This window comes from Paraburkholderia sp. EB58 (assembly GCF_050436665.1).
GTDB lineage: Bacteria > Pseudomonadota > Gammaproteobacteria > Burkholderiales > Burkholderiaceae > Paraburkholderia.
The window spans coordinates 50,722-65,688 of sequence record NZ_JBNDMQ010000027.1; the positions used below are offsets into that span (position 1 = coordinate 50,722).

General features: G+C 61.0%; 13 protein-coding genes. 4 read left to right on the forward strand and 9 right to left on the reverse strand.

What is annotated here, in order from left to right:
- Positions 1-19: 19 nt before the first annotated feature.
- The 3 genes from glcF (at position 20) to P3T40_RS31105 (ending at position 3,962) form a co-directional block, all read left to right on the forward strand.
- Positions 20-1,237, forward strand: a complete 1,218-nt coding sequence (gene glcF / locus P3T40_RS31095; RefSeq protein ID WP_429271548.1) for a glycolate oxidase subunit GlcF — start codon at positions 20-22, stop codon at positions 1,235-1,237.
- A gap of 19 nt (positions 1,238-1,256) precedes the next feature.
- Positions 1,257-1,661, forward strand: coding sequence for a heme-binding protein (locus tag P3T40_RS31100; protein WP_429271549.1), 405 nt, complete (start codon positions 1,257-1,259; stop codon positions 1,659-1,661).
- Between the two features lie 126 nt (positions 1,662-1,787).
- A complete protein-coding gene (locus P3T40_RS31105; RefSeq protein WP_429271550.1) occupies positions 1,788-3,962 on the forward strand; it encodes a malate synthase G in 2,175 nt (724 codons plus the stop codon).
- Positions 3,963-4,082: 120 nt separating this feature from the next.
- On the opposite strand, the gene P3T40_RS31110 is transcribed toward P3T40_RS31105, so the two are convergent.
- Both P3T40_RS31110 and P3T40_RS31115 read right to left on the reverse strand, forming a co-directional pair.
- Positions 4,083-5,081: a D-2-hydroxyacid dehydrogenase gene (locus P3T40_RS31110; RefSeq protein ID WP_429271551.1), complete on the reverse strand. Its 999-nt coding sequence runs from the start codon at positions 5,079-5,081 to the stop codon at positions 4,083-4,085.
- Positions 5,078-6,355, reverse strand: coding sequence for an aspartate aminotransferase family protein (locus P3T40_RS31115; RefSeq protein WP_429271552.1), 1,278 nt, complete (start codon positions 6,353-6,355; stop codon positions 5,078-5,080). Before P3T40_RS31115 ends, P3T40_RS31110 begins: the two co-directional genes overlap by 4 nt.
- Before the next feature lie 166 nt (positions 6,356-6,521).
- Here P3T40_RS31115 and P3T40_RS31120 point away from each other — a divergent pair, with 166 nt between their 5' ends.
- On the forward strand, positions 6,522-7,418 hold the full coding sequence (locus P3T40_RS31120; RefSeq protein WP_429271553.1) for a LysR substrate-binding domain-containing protein: 897 nt from the start codon (positions 6,522-6,524) through the stop codon (positions 7,416-7,418).
- A gap of 63 nt (positions 7,419-7,481) precedes the next feature.
- On the opposite strand, the gene P3T40_RS31125 is transcribed toward P3T40_RS31120, so the two are convergent.
- The 7 genes from P3T40_RS31125 to P3T40_RS31155 form a co-directional block, all read right to left on the reverse strand.
- Positions 7,482-8,252, reverse strand: a complete 771-nt coding sequence (locus P3T40_RS31125; RefSeq protein WP_429271554.1) for an SDR family NAD(P)-dependent oxidoreductase — start codon at positions 8,250-8,252, stop codon at positions 7,482-7,484.
- A 12-nt stretch (positions 8,253-8,264) separates the two neighbouring features.
- Positions 8,265-9,260: an acetamidase/formamidase family protein gene (locus P3T40_RS31130; protein ID WP_429271555.1), complete on the reverse strand. Its 996-nt coding sequence runs from the start codon at positions 9,258-9,260 to the stop codon at positions 8,265-8,267.
- 64 nt (positions 9,261-9,324) lie between these two features.
- On the reverse strand, positions 9,325-10,029 hold the full coding sequence (gene urtE / locus P3T40_RS31135) for an urea ABC transporter ATP-binding subunit UrtE (RefSeq protein WP_429271556.1): 705 nt from the start codon (positions 10,027-10,029) through the stop codon (positions 9,325-9,327).
- A gap of 2 nt (positions 10,030-10,031) precedes the next feature.
- A complete protein-coding gene (gene urtD, locus P3T40_RS31140; protein WP_429271557.1) occupies positions 10,032-10,787 on the reverse strand; it encodes an urea ABC transporter ATP-binding protein UrtD in 756 nt (251 codons plus the stop codon).
- Positions 10,784-11,878: an urea ABC transporter permease subunit UrtC gene (urtC, locus tag P3T40_RS31145; RefSeq protein WP_429271558.1), complete on the reverse strand. Its 1,095-nt coding sequence runs from the start codon at positions 11,876-11,878 to the stop codon at positions 10,784-10,786. Before urtC ends, urtD begins: the two co-directional genes overlap by 4 nt.
- Positions 11,879-11,916: 38 nt before the next feature.
- Positions 11,917-13,539, reverse strand: coding sequence for an urea ABC transporter permease subunit UrtB (urtB, locus tag P3T40_RS31150; protein ID WP_429271559.1), 1,623 nt, complete (start codon positions 13,537-13,539; stop codon positions 11,917-11,919).
- Between the two features lie 75 nt (positions 13,540-13,614).
- The gene (locus tag P3T40_RS31155; RefSeq protein ID WP_429271560.1) at positions 13,615-14,862 is read right to left on the reverse strand and encodes an urea ABC transporter substrate-binding protein; all 1,248 of its coding nucleotides are present in this window, start codon (positions 14,860-14,862) and stop codon (positions 13,615-13,617) included.
- Positions 14,863-14,967 lie beyond the last annotated feature (105 nt).

The window sequence follows — 14,967 nt, forward strand, 5'->3', positions numbered from 1 at the left end:
CCCGGGCGCGACCGACACCATGCAAACCAATCTCAGCGAATCCGCCCAGACCCTGCCACGCGCCGCCGAAGCCGAGAAGATCCTGCGCTCGTGCGTGCATTGCGGCTTCTGCAATGCGACCTGCCCGACCTACCAGATCCTCGGTAACGAACTCGACGGCCCGCGCGGCCGCATTTATCTGATCAAGCAATTGCTCGAAGGCGAGCCGGTCACGCAGAAGACCCAGTTGCACCTCGACCGCTGCCTCAGTTGCCGCAACTGCGAGACGACCTGCCCGTCCGGCGTGACCTATCATGCGCTGCTCGACATCGGCCGTGCCGAGCTGGAGCGGCGCGTCGAGCGGCCCGCCGGCGAGCGGGCGTTGCGCGCCGGTTTGCGGCAAGTGGTGCCGCGTCCGGCGGTGTTCGACGCGCTGCTGAAGACCGGACGTTTATTTCGGCCGTTACTTCCCACGGCGCTTGGACGTAAAATTCCGAAGCGCAGCGTTGTCGCGAAGCCTCGGCCGCCGGAGCGGCATGCCCGCAAGGTGCTGATGCTCGAAGGGTGCGTCCAGCCGTCCCTGTCGCCCAACACCAACGCGGCGGCGGCACGGGTGCTCGACCGGCTCGGCATCAGCGTGGTGAGCGCGGAGCGCGCCGGCTGTTGCGGCGCCACCGACTATCATCTGAATGCTCAGGAAGCCGGCCTGATGCGGGCACGCCGCAATATCGACGCGTGGTGGCCCGCCATCGAGGCAGGTGCCGAGGCGATCGTGCAAACGGCCAGCGGCTGTGGCGCGTTCGTCAAGGAATATGGACATCTGCTGCGCGACGACCCCGGCTATGCTCACAAGGCAGAGCGGGTCAGCCTCCTCGCCCGCGATCTGGTGGAAGTTCTCGCCGCGGAGCCATTGGATGCGCTGCAAGCGAACGCGCAACAGCGCATCGCGTTTCACTGCCCGTGCACGCTACAGCATGCACAGAAACTGGGTGGCGCGGTTGAGGGTGTACTTCAGCGGCTCGGTTTCGACCTGACCGCGGTGCCCGACGCCCATCTGTGCTGCGGATCGGCCGGCACCTACTCGATCACGCAACCCGAGCTTGCGGAAACATTACGCAACAACAAGCTCGACGCATTGGAAAGCGGCAAGCCCGATCTGATCGTGACGGCCAACATTGGCTGCCAGACGCATCTGGACGGCGCGGGACGCACGGGTGTGCGTCACTGGATCGAACTTGTCGAAGAAGCCTTACCATAACCGAAACAGGAAATTGATTATGCTGACGAAATCCGTATTGACCGTTGCCGAAACGACGAAGATTCTCGACGCCGCGCGTGCCGAGGCCGAGAAGAACAACTGGGCCGTCACGATCGCGGTGGCCGATGACGGTGGCCATCTGCTGAGCCTGTTGCGTCTCGACGGCTGTGCACCGGTCGGCGCCTACATCGCGCCCGAAAAGGCCCGCACGGCCGCACTCGGCCGGCGCGAATCGAAGGTCTACGAAGACATGATCAACGGTGGGCGTACCGCCTTCCTGAGCGCGCCGCTCGCAGGCACCCTCGAAGGCGGCGTGCCGGTGATCGTCGACGGCCAGGTGGTCGGCGCAGTCGGCGTGTCCGGTGTGAAGGCGGATCAGGACGCGCAAATCGCCAAGGCAGGCGCCGCCGCACTGAACGGTTAAGCTGAACCCGCAATCCGAGCAGACCGACCGACCAAAACGCAGTAATCGGTAGTGACGCAAACGAAGCAAACGAAGCAACAAGCCGGTGACCTCGCACCGGCCCAGCCCAAACAGATGGAGCAGTCGATGACTCAGATGACCAAGCGAAGCGGACTGCAGGTAGCCGCGAATCTCGACCAGTTTGTCGAACAGGAAGTCCTGCCGGGCACGGGCGTGGACAGCGCCGCCTTCTGGGCGGGGTTCGACGCGCTGGTGCACGACCTCGCCCCGAAGAACCGCGCCCTGCTGGCCGAGCGCGATCGCCTGCAAACCGAGCTCGATCAGTGGCATCGCGCCCATCCGGGTCCGGTGCGCGATCTGCCCGCTTATCGCACCTTCCTCGAAAGCATCGGCTATCTCGTGCCGGTACCGGCCCGCGTCAAAGCCACGACCGAGAATGTGGACCGTGAGATCGCCGAGCAGGCCGGCCCGCAGCTCGTCGTGCCGCTGTCGAACCAGCGCTACGCGCTGAACGCGGCCAATGCCCGCTGGGGCAGCCTGTACGACGCCCTGTACGGCACGGATGCAATTCCCGAGACCGATGGCGCAGAGAAGAAAGGCGCCTTCAATCCGGTGCGTGGCGCGCGTGTGATTGCCCGTGCCCGTGCTTTCCTCGACGAAGCGGCGCCGCTCGCCAACGGCTCGCATGTCGACGCGACGCTCTATAGCGTCGAAGCCGGCGAGCTGGTTGTGAAGTTGAAGAACGGCGCGACCGCGCTGAAAACGCCGGCGCAATTTATCGGCTATCAGGGCGAAGCCAGCGCGCCGTCAGCTGTGCTGCTGAAGCACAACGGCCTGCACTTCGAAATCCAGATCGACGCCAACGATTCGATCGGCAAGACCGATGCCGCGCACGTCAAGGATGTGCTGATGGAAGCGGCGGTCAGCACGATCATCGACTGCGAAGACTCGGTGGCGGCCGTGGATGCGGACGACAAGGTCCAGCTCTACCGCAACTGGCTCGGCCTGATGAACGGCGATCTGACCGAAGAGGTCACGAAGAACGGCAAGACTTTCACGCGCCGTCTGAACGCCGATCGCGTGTATACCGCCGCGAACGGCACCGCGCCGGTCGTGCTGCATGGCCGCTCGCTGCTGTTTATCCGTAACGTCGGTCATTTGATGACCAACCCGTCGGTGCTGACGAAAGACGGCCAGGAGATTCCGGAAGGCATTCTCGATGCGGTGATGACCACGCTGTGCGCATTGCACGATCGCAAGCAGCATCTAAATTCGCGTACCGGCTCGGTGTATATCGTGAAGCCGAAAATGCATGGACCGGCCGAAGTCGCGTTTGCGAGCGAACTGTTCGCGCGCGTCGAAGACCTGCTCGGCCTCGAGCGCAACACGATCAAGATGGGCATCATGGACGAGGAGCGCCGCACCAGCGTGAACCTCGCCGCCTGTATCGCCGAAGCATCGGCGAGGGTCGCGTTCATCAACACGGGTTTCCTCGACCGCACTGGCGACGAGATGCATACCGCCATGCAGGCCGGCCCGATGCTGCGCAAGGGCGACATGAAGTCGACCGCGTGGATCAGCGCTTACGAGCGCAGCAACGTGCTGGTCGGCCTCTCTGCGGGCCTGCGTGGCCGCGCACAGATCGGCAAGGGCATGTGGGCGATGCCGGATCTGATGCATGCGATGCTCGAACAGAAGATCGCGCATCCAAAGGCCGGCGCGAATACGGCATGGGTGCCCTCGCCGACTGCTGCGACGCTGCATGCACTGCACTATCACCAGGTCGACGTACAGGCCGTGCAGAAAGAGCTGGAGAAGGTCGATCTGGCCAGCGTGCGCGACGAACTGCTGAACGGCCTACTGACGATTCCGGTTGTCGAAGCCGCCAAGTGGAACGACGACGAAATCCGCCAGGAGATCGAGAACAACGCACAGGGCATTCTCGGCTATGTGGTGCGCTGGATCGATCAGGGCGTCGGTTGCTCGAAGGTGCCCGATATCCACAACGTCGGCCTGATGGAAGACCGTGCAACGCTGCGTATTTCCAGCCAGCACATCGCCAACTGGCTGTATCACGGGGTCGTCACGCGCGAGCAGGTGGAAGAAACGTTCAAGCGCATGGCCAAGGTCGTGGACGAGCAGAACGCCGGCGATCCGCAATACAAGCCGATGGCGCCGGGCTTCGACACGATTGCGTTCAAGGCGGCGCAGGCACTGGTGTTTGAAGGACGCGAGCAGCCGAGCGGCTATACGGAACCGTTGCTGCACAAGTTCCGGCTCGAGGTGAAGGCTTCCGTCTGATACGGAATCCCGAACATCTGAAGGAGAGACTCGCGGGCGGCAGCTTGCCCGCGAGTCGATCATCCCAGGTTCGCTGGTGCCTGCGTTATTCCTTCCAGCACGCCAGCGTTGAACCCGTCATCAGCCTCGCTCGTCTATTGCAAGCACCAATTCGTTGAGCAAGGGCCGCCCGGAATTCCATCGAGCCAGGTTGTCCGAGAAGCGCTGAGCCATGCGAGTCGGCCATCCCACGATATTGTCGGCACTGTGAGGCGACAGGATCAGGTTACGGCATGTCCAAAGCGGACTGTCGTGCGGCAAAGGCTCCTGTTCGAACACATCCAGGTAAGCGCCAGCCAGCCGCTCCTCTTCGAGTGCAGCCACGAGGGCTCGCTCGTCCACAATGGCGCCACGCGCGGTGTTGATCAAGATGGTCTCGGGCTTCATCAGCGCCAGTGTCTTCGCGTCAATCAGATGGGTGGTCTCATCCGTATGCCGCACGTGCAAACTCACCACGTCAGCGCGAGGCAACAACTCACTTAACTGCGTCAACGGATACTGCTCATCGATCCCGGGATGCGTTTCGTGCACACGGCTCGTGATCGCGATCACTCGCATTCCAAAGCTCTTCGCCCGCGCCGCCACCTCCAGCCCGATAGCGCCCAGGCCGACAACGAGCAAGGTTTGATCCGCGAGAGATCGGAAAGCGAGCGACTTCCAGAGTCTGCGGCTTTGTTGATCGACGTACTTCACGAATCGTCCGTTTAGCGTCAGCATGCCGCCAATTGCCGTCTCCGCGACGAAGGGAGCCAGTACGCCGCGCCCATTCGTCACGCAGATGTCACTCCGTTCGATCGGCAAGAGGTGTTCGTACCCGGAGCCTCCGACATGAACCCAGCGTACTCCCGGAAAGAACGCCGCCCGGCGATGCGGCAGGCCGCCGAATCCTGTCTTGCGGATGGCGAAAACCGCATCCGGCTTCGCCGAGGACATGACCGCGTCGACCTGCTCGAGATCAGACACCCAGTGGAATTTCACTTCTGGATGCGCACCCTCCAGGGTGTGACGAAAGTCGTCCGGCGTTGCATGAAGCACCACCACTCTCGTGATCGGCGTAGCTCGTTGAACAGCACCTGTCATCGGATTTCCTTGAGAACCTGATCCAGCCGGTCACAAAACTCGCCGCAGATCGCTTCGTCGTGCGCAATCGAAAGGTAGAGTTTGGTACCCATCGGGTTCAGGAATACCCCGCGCTGGAACAGGCCAAACATCATTCGCTTCGCCATGACCTTGTCTCCCGAGGCCGTCGAACGATAGTCGTTGACCTTGCGCTCCGTAAACACGATCTGCGCCAGCGGACCATCACCAATCACCTGTGCAACCTGCTCGTGCTTAAGCAGGAGCTGACGCAACTCACCCCGGAACCACTCTCCGAGCTGGTGCAAACGGTCATAGGTGCCGGGCCTGCGAAGCACCGAGAGCGCCGCGTTGGCAGCAGATGCAGACACCGGGTTTCCGCCGAGCGTCGAGGCCATCCATACATAGTTGTCCGAGCCGATATGGCGCTCGTTGACGAGATCCATAATGTCTCGCCGCCCTCCAAAGGCACCGATAGGATAGCCTCCGCCGAGCGCCTTGCCGTAGGCAACCAGATCGGGAACCACGCCGTAGTACGCCTGAGCGCCGCCATACGCTAGCCGGAAGCCGGTGACCACCTCATCGAAAATCAGCAGCACGCCGGACTCGCTGCAGAGCTTTCTCACTCCCTCCAGAAAGCCGGGCTCAGGCGGCGTGCAGCGTTGCAGAGGCTCCATGATCACGCCGGCGAGCTCATGGCGATGTGCACGAATGATCGCTTCGGTCGCCTCAAGATCGTTGTAGGGCGCCACCAGCAGTTCGTATTCGACAGAGGGCAAGCCGGCGCTGGTGCGCTCCGGCGTGGGAAAAGCGAGGTTCTTCTGTGAAAACAGGCTAGTAACGCCGGCGGCGTTGGCCCCATGATAAGCGCCCTCGAACTTGAGAATCTTGGGGCGTCCAGTAAATGCGCGAGCCAGTTGCTGGCAATACATGGTGGCTTCGGTGCCCGATGCGCAGAATCGAAGGTGCTCGGCAGCCGGACTGATTCTGCAGATCTCTTCGGCAAGTTGCAGCACCGGCTCATTCAGATAGGCAAAATTCGACCCTTTCGTCGCCTGTTCGCGGACCGCCTCGACCACTTCGGGACAGGCGTGGCCGACCAGACACGAGCCCCAACCCATCGAGAAATCGATCAGCTCACGCCCCTCGGTGTCCCACAAACGGCTCCCGAGGCCAGAGCGAATCGTCAGCAGCGCGTCGTGCGGCAGCCCGAACTCGCCGTTCGATATGCCTCCGGGGAAAACTTCCAATGCCCTGCTCCGCACGTCGCCGGGCACGCTTTGATGCCCGCCGTCTACCCTATGTTCCTGTGTCATTGCCGCTCCTATGCTCACGTAGTCCCGAGAATAGTGACAAGCGTAGATTCCGCGCTCCCAACGGTCAAATTAATATGACTGCAATTTTTTAACATTAGAATTAATAGTCCTACCTTGGGAGGATTTGATGCGCTATTTCCAGTTGCGCGCGTTTGACGCAGTCGCACGAGAACGGAGTTTTTCGAAGGCCGCCAGCCTGCTGGGCCTGACTCAACCGGCCATCACCACGCAAATACGCAATCTCGAGGAGTCGTGCCAGCAAGCCCTGTTCTTGCGGACGCCAGAGGGCGTCTATCTGACCGACGCGGCAAAGCCGCTGTTCGAGTTGACCCGGCAGATGTTCGCGACGGAAGAGCAGATTGAGGACCTCGTGAGCCTCGCCACGGCGTTCAGGCACGGCAGTCTGAAACTTGCCGCGGATGGTCCTCATGTCGCACTCCAGGTGGTTGCTGCATTTAGAGCGCAATATCCGGGCATCGATATTTCCGTCTCCTTGGGCAGCCAGCGCGAAGTGTGGGCCGATCTCCTCGGTTATCGCGTGGACGCGGCGGTAATCGGCAACGCCGCCAGCGACGACCGGGTCATGGCCATTCGTGTCGCGCAGCAGGACATGCGGGTTCTAGTACCGAAAGATCATCCACTGGCGGCTTTTGAGAGCGTTTCGCTTGCCGATCTTAAAGCCCATCCCATCATCCGTCGTGGGTCCGGTTCCAATACCCAAAGACTCATTGACGAAGCCTTGCAGCGTGCCCAATGCGCACTCTCGACCGCGATGGAACTGGGCAGCCGGGAGGCTGTTGTCGAGGCCGTCAAGCAAGGCCTCGGCATCGGGTTCGTCCTCGAACGCGAGGTCCCTGACAGTCCGCGCATTGTCGCCATTCCATTGGTTGAGCTGCGCGCCTGCAACATCGACTCCGTGGTGTGCCTGCACAGTCAACGCAAGCGCGGGATTGTGCAAACCTTTCTGAGCGTGGCAGCGACGCTTGATTTGACGCTAACGTCCAGCGCACCGCGAGCCACCTGACCTCTCACCCATCATAAGTTCAGCGTGATTTCTCGCCGCCAGATGGCTCGACGGTTGCCAGACTCAGAGCTGCACACCCCGCGTCAGCGCGCCATCCACTACGAAATTCGCCCCGCTTACAAAGCTGGCCGCCGGACTTGCAACGAATGCAACCGCGTTCGCGATCTCCTGCGGACGCGCCATGCGTCCGCTAGGATTCAACGCCAGTGCTTCGGCGAATAGCTGCGGATTGTTCTTTTCGATGTGATCCCACACACCCCCTTCAAAGTAAACATTGCCCGGCGACACCGTATTCGCGCGAATGCCCTTTGGCGCGAGCTGGTATGCGAGACCTTGCATGTAGTGGATCAACGCCGCCTTGAACGTACCGTAAGGGCCTGCGGCAAAGTCGATCTCACGGCCCGAGACACTTGAAATCGCGATGATCGAGGCAGCCTTGCTCGCTTCGAGAAACGGCAACGCCGCTTCGACGAGATTCACCGTACCCATCAGGTCGGTTTCGAACTCCTTGCGCCACGACTCGAGGTCATTGCCGATCGACAGCGCACTCACGTTGGCGACGACAATGTCCAGACCGCCCAGTTGCGCCGCAACCTCCCGGGTCCAGTTCTGCAACGCGGGGCCGTTCGAGACATCGACCGACGCGCCGACTACTTTGACAGCGCCGCCGCTATGCTGCGCGAGGGCCGCCACCGTTTGCTCCACCGTCGCGCCGTCACGAGCGCAGATCGCGACATCGGCTCCTTCGGCCGCAAGTGTTTGCGCAATAGCAAGGCCAATACCCTTGGTGCCGCCCGTCACGAGCGCCTTCAAACCTTTGAGTTTCAGATCCATGGGGGCTTCTCCTCAGGCAGCCGGTGCAAGATATTTCTTGCTGATCGCTGCGCCAACCGAATACTTCGGGTCGACGAAATTCCCCAGCCTCACCTGACCGCACTGGCTCAGCATCATGTAGGCATCCCAACGGTCGAAGCCGTATTCGCTCTCCATCCAGCGGACCAGTTCGTTGTACGCGATGCGGGTCGCGTCCTCGAGCGGACGCGCACTGCCGATCGACATCAGCAGCGCATCGGTTTCAAGGCGCGGCCATTCGATATGCCAGCCCTTGATCAGATCGACATGAATCGTGGTCGTGCTGGAGAACTCCACGGCAGTGCCGCAGACCTCTCCATCCCCCTGGCAAGCGTGTGCATCGCCGATAAAAAGGCGCGCACCGGCCGAACGTACCGGCAGATAGGTGATGCTGCCCGGGCCCATATCGGGTACGTCCATGTTGCCGCCGTGATTGTCCGGCGTGAGTGAATTGATCGAGTCGATTTCCGGCGACAGGCTAAGCGTTCCGATGTGCGGCTTGTACGGCAGTGTGACGCGTTTGCTCCAGTAGACACCCTCCTCGTCCACGTCGATCTTGCGGGTAATCTCCGGCAGCGGTTCGTTGAGCGTTGCAGTGTATTCCGTACCCGTCAGCGCCCCGAAGCGCGGAATCAGGCAGCAGGTTCCACGCGGATTGTCGCCGCGCGGCAGCATCGATTCGATGTACACCGCGACCACATCGCCCTTCTCCGCGCCATCGATCATGATCGGGCCGCTCTGTGGATTGAGGAACGGCACCCGCAGCTTCTGGCTCGGGAGATCCTGTTCCGTGAGAATTTTGCCGTCGAACGCGTCGCGCGTCTGGACGATCACGCGGTCTCCCGGTGCGATGCTCAACACCGGCGCTGAGTATGGGCCGATCGTGTAGTGAAAGGTGCCCTGACGCGCTTCCGTGAGTTCATGCGTTTCTCCGACCTCGCCGCGAGCAACGCCGCGTGTGTGCATGATCGATTGTTTGAGCCAGTTCATTGTGGTGTTCCTGTTGCAATGGGGGTTTGTCTAAGTGAACGGTGCGCACGTGGTCGCCGCCGCTTCACACTGAAATTAGCGATCTGACGTTATTGGCTTCCATCTGGTCCCCGCGGCCCGCCGATACCACCTGACCACGCACCAGCACCACGTAGTCGTCAGCCACCGCCTGGGCGAAATCGAAGAACTGTTCAACCAGCAGAATTGACAGCGCTCCCTTCAGCGAGCGGATCACCTCTTCGATCTCCTTAACGATCGATGGCTGGATACCTTCGGTCGGTTCGTCGAGTATCAGCAACTTGGGGTTGGTCAAAAGGGCCCGGCCAATTGCAAGCTGCTGTTGTTGTCCGCCAGAGAGATTGCCCGCAATGCGCCGGCGCATCGTTTTGAGCACCGGGAAGGTATGAAAGACGTCGTCGAACGAAAACTGCTTGCCGCGCGCGGTCTGGTTGCGTTCACCGGCGTATGCACCGATGCGCAGGTTTTCTTCAACGCTCAGCAACGGAAAGATCTCGCGTCCTTGCGGCACGTAGCCGAGGCCAGCCAGCGCGCGCCGGTGCGAAGGCGTGCGGGTGAGCGGCTGGCCTGCCAGCACGATTTCACCGCCCTTGACCGGCAGCAAGCCGACCAGACACTTCAGCAGCGTGGTCTTGCCCACGCCGTTACGGCCGAGCACTACCGTACAGGCGCCTTCGGCCACGTTCAGCGACACGTCGCGCAGCGTGTGACTGCTGCCGTAAAACTGATTGAGTGCGGAAATCTTAAGCATACTCACCGTCCCAGATAAACCTGAATCACGCGTGGATCGTTACGCACGCTGTCCATCGATCCTTCACCGAGCAACCGCCCTTCATGCAGTACGCTCACGAGGTCCGCGATTTCCCCGACGAAATCCATGTCGTGCTCGATCACGACCACGGCCCGTTCGGGCGATTTGAGCCGTGCGATCAGTTCAGCCGTGCGCGCGGTTTCGTGATCGGTCATGCCGGCGACCGGTTCGTCGAGCAAGATCACCTGTGGGTCGGCGACAAGCAGCATGCCAATCTCGAGCCATTGCTTCTGGCCATGCGATAGCGTGCCGGCGATACGGTGCCCTTCGCTCTCCAGACCGATCGTCTCGAGCACTTCATCGATACGTCGATGCTGTCGTGCGCCAAGACGCGAGCGGACCATATCCGCATAGCCGCGGCCGTTGCGAATCGCGAGCTCGAGATTTTCGCGGACCCGCAGCGCTTCGAATACGCTTGGCTTCTGGAACTTGCGGCCAATGCCGAGACGCGCGATCGAGGTTTCGTCGAGCGCCGCGAGATTCGTGACTTTGTTCAGAAAGACCTCGCCGGCCGCGGGCCGGGTCTTACCGGTGATCACATCCATCAAGGTGGTTTTTCCCGCACCATTCGGGCCGATGATCGCGCGGATCTCGCCATAACGGAATTCCATCGACAGATTGGTGATGGCCGCAAAACCGGAAAACCTGACGGACAAGCCGTTGATATAGATTGCGGTGGGAGACACAGGCTGGTTCATTGACGGCCACCTTTGCTCTCGCTGCCCGCGGCCTTGAAGGTGCCCCACACACCGTTGCTGAAATAAACGACGATCACCAGTGTGACGCCGGCAAGAATGAACGGCCACACTGCAGGCAATTGCGCCGTCAGCCAGAACTTGAGGCCATTGACGACGATCGCGCCCACAATCGCACCGATCAGCGTCCCTCGCCCACCGATGGCCACCCACACGGCGATCTCGACGGACAGCTCGGGCGACACGATAGTTGGGTTGACGATACCGACCTGAGGCACGTACAGCATGCCGGCCAACGCTGCGAGGACAGCCGAGAGGCACCATGCAAACAGCTTCAAGGTATGCGTGCGATAGCCGAGAAAGCGCATCCGGGCTTCGTCATCGCGTACCGCGATCAAAGCGCGGCCAAAGCTGGAGCGTGCAAGATAGCGCGCCCCGACATAAGCGGCTACCAGCAGCAAACAGGAACAGACCGCGAGGCCGATCTGCGTCGTCACGCCAGCGAGCTTGTAGCCCGCGAGACTGGTAAACCCCGTCATGCCGTTGTTGCCGCCGAACCCGACGTCGTTGATAAACAGCAGCAACATCAGTGCATACGTCAGGGCTTGCGTAATGATCGACAGGTACACCCCGTTGATGCGCGAGCGGAAAGTCACGAAGCCGAAAACGCCCGCTACCAGCGTCGTCACGACAATCGTGAGCAATATGGTCACGTCGAGCCGCGAAAATAACTTCCACGCGGCCGGAAAGTCACTCGCCCCCATGTATTGCAGGAAATCGGGCAACACATGGGTCTCGGCGTAGGCGCCGTTGAGCAGATAAATGGCCATCAGATAGCCACCTATGCCGAAAAATATGCCGTGCCCGAGACTCAGGATGCCTGCATAACCCCAGACCAGATCGAGTGCTAGCGCGAGTAGCGCAAAACACATGATCTGGCCGATCAGGTTGATGCCGAACAACGACAGATGCAACGCGTTCGACTCGGGGATCACGAAATATGCGAGGGGCAGATAGAGCGCCACCAGGACCAGCACGGGAACCATGCCGAGCTCCACTGTCTGGCCCAGCCATCTGGTTGCGGATGAGGACACGGTGAATCTCCTGCTGGTGCGCGGATCGGGAAACGTATTCATACGCGGGTCTTCAATGCAAAGAGTCCTTGAGGGCGCTTCTGGATGATCAGCACGATCATCAGAAGCACGACGACCTTGGCGGCCACCGCGCCATAGAACGGTTCGATAAACTGGTTGATTTCGCCGAGCGCGAGCGACGACACGACCGTGCCCGCAAGGCTGCCTGCGCCCCCCAACACGACGACCATGAACGAGTCGACGACGAAGCCCGTGCCCATCGACGGATTGACACTGGCAATCTGGGTCAACACGACGCCGGCAAGTCCAGCGAGGCCGGCGCCAAGGCCAAACGCAACGCGGTCCACACGCTCAGCCGGCACGCCTAGGCAGCGTGCCGTGTCGCGCAGTTGCGTCGTCGCGCGCATCAGCAGTCCCAGCTTCGTGAAGCGAATCAACGCAAACGTCGCGGCGAAGATAAGCAGCGCGAGCACGATCGCAAAGATGCGATTGAAGGTCACGAAGAAGCCCGGCGCAACCTGCATGCCGCCATTGAGGAACCCCGGCGTGATGAATTCCACGTTTTGCGAGCCGAACAGAACCTGAATCAGCTTGATCAACGCAATGCTGATGGCCCACGTAGCGAGCAACGTCTCCAGCGGCCGGCGATACAGAAACCGGATGACGAAAAATTCCAGCAACATGCCGCATACCGCACAAATCACAAACGCCACCGGAATGGCGACAAAGATATAGGCGTCGAATAGCCCCGGCAAGTGCGCCTGCATCAAGCGTTCGACGAGATAGGTTGAGTACGCGCCGATCATGATGAACTCGCCATGCGCGAGATTGATCACGCCCATCAGACCGAACACGATCGACAGGCCGAGTGCTGTGAGCAGCAAGACGCCGGCGTAGCTCAAGCCGCTAAAGAGGATCGAGAAGACCTTGCCGAACGAAAGCCAGGTGTCCATGCTCAGGATGGCGCGATGCACCGCAGCCAACACCACAGGATCCGAGCGCACCGAATCCTGGGCGGCAAAGTTCGCCAGCGCGGTGCGTGCGGTTTCGCTCGGAACCTCGGCCACCGCCTTGATGGCGGCCAACCGGTCAGCCTGGACGTTACTGTTCAGGCCGCGCTTGGCCAACGCGAGCGTGAGCACAGTTGCAGTGTCCGGATCCCGCTCCTGCTTGATTGCACGTGCAACGATCGCAGGATCGAGCAAGGCAAAGAACTTGTCGACTTGACGTGCAGCGGCTGCGCGGGTGTCCTGCTGCGGCGCGAACAGATCCATTTCTGCTGACGCCACCGCGAGTTTGCGCATCATCACGATGCTGGGAACGTACGGCGAATCCGCCGTCGCCGCGCCGCTGGGCTGAAGGCTCACCGCGTCGAGCGCAGGGCTTCCCTGAAGCGTCGCATGGCCATTGGTGCCACACACCAGTGCGCCGTTGCGGATCGCGTCGACAATCCGGCCGGCCCACGCGCGGTCCTGCGCGTTTGGCGACACAACCACCTCGACGAGCTGGCCCAGCGCAGCGGCCTTGTCACCGTCCGGGGCACAGAACGACGCCAAGAGCGCCGCACGGTTCGCTGCGGCGGCAGGCGCTGCGCGTGCCGGTGTGACCCAAACAAGCGCCAGACACGCGATCGTGAGAAAGATCTGCCTGAAATTGATCATGAGTATTTCCGTTCAATCCTGCGATAGGACCGGCGTGGATTGCGTACGCCGGCCCCGACTGCCTCATCGGTTGCGCTACGCCTTGCCGATAAACGGGCTAAATGGCACAGGCTTTACGATGTCTTTCGATTTCCACAGAATGTCGAAGCCCTGATTCGCGTTGATCGAACCGATCATGTCGCCGCGCCACAGGTACTGCGAGGACGCGTCCATTTTCACGGTGTACCCGGCAGGATCGACCATCGACTGGCCTGCAAGGGCCTTGCGCACCGCATCCGTACCGGTCGAATTGGCCTTGGCGGCAGCCTGCGCCCACAGATTGATGCCAAGGTAGGTCGACACCATCGGATCGATCACCATGTCCGGTCGATGCTTCAGGTTGTGCGCGCTCACGTAGTTCTTCCAGTCGCTCTTGAACTGGCGGTTCTGCGGCGTATCGACGTTCTGGAAGTAGCACCAGCAGCTCAGGTGACCAACCAGCTGCTTGGTGTCGAGACCTTCAAGATCGCTATCGACCACGTCCAGTCCGAGAATCGGAATGTCGGTTGCGCGCACGCCCTGGTTGATCGCTTCCTTGAACATCGCCGGGATCGAATCGCCGACCACCGTCATCACGACAATGGCCTGACCGCCCGGCTGCGCGGCGAAGTCTTTGATATCGCGCACAATGGTCTGGAAGTTCGACTGCCCGAACGGCACGTAATGCTCGCGCCACGCCGAGTCGGGAATGTTCTTTGTCTTCAGATAGCCCTTGAGCATCTTGTTGATCGTACGCGGCCATACGTAGTCGCTGCCGATCATATAGAAGCGCTTTGCGCTGCCACCCTGATCGCTCATCAGGTAGTCGATCGCGGGCAGCACTGAACTGCTCGGCGGTGAATTCAGATAGACCACGTTCTTCGACTGCTCTTCGCCTTCGAAGTGAAGCGGATAGAACAGCAGACTGTCCTGCGCCTCGACCACCGGCAACACCGACTTACGCGATACCGACGTCCAGCAGCCAAACAGCGCCGCACATTTGTCGCGCAAGATCAGTTGCTTCGAGAGTTGCGCATACATCGGCCAATCCGATGCGGGATCGACCACCACGCCCTGCAGCTGGCGCCCGAGCACGCCTCCCTTGGCGTTGATCTGGTCGATCGTCATCAACGCAGTGTCCTTGAGCAGCGACTCGCCGTTGGCCATCGTGCCCGACTGCGAAAACAGCAAGCCGAGCTTGATTGGCTCGCTGGTTCCCGCTGCCAGCACAGCCTTAGGCAGCGAGCTGCCCGCGGCAGCGACCAGACCAGAACTGACTGCCGACAGGAAGGTACGTCTTTTCATGTGCTTCACTCCGACATGGATTAGAAATCGCAAACGCAAAAAGCCCGAAACCAGACGAACTGGTTTCGGGCTTTTTTGGCCGGTGCCGATCAAGACGCCTTTGTC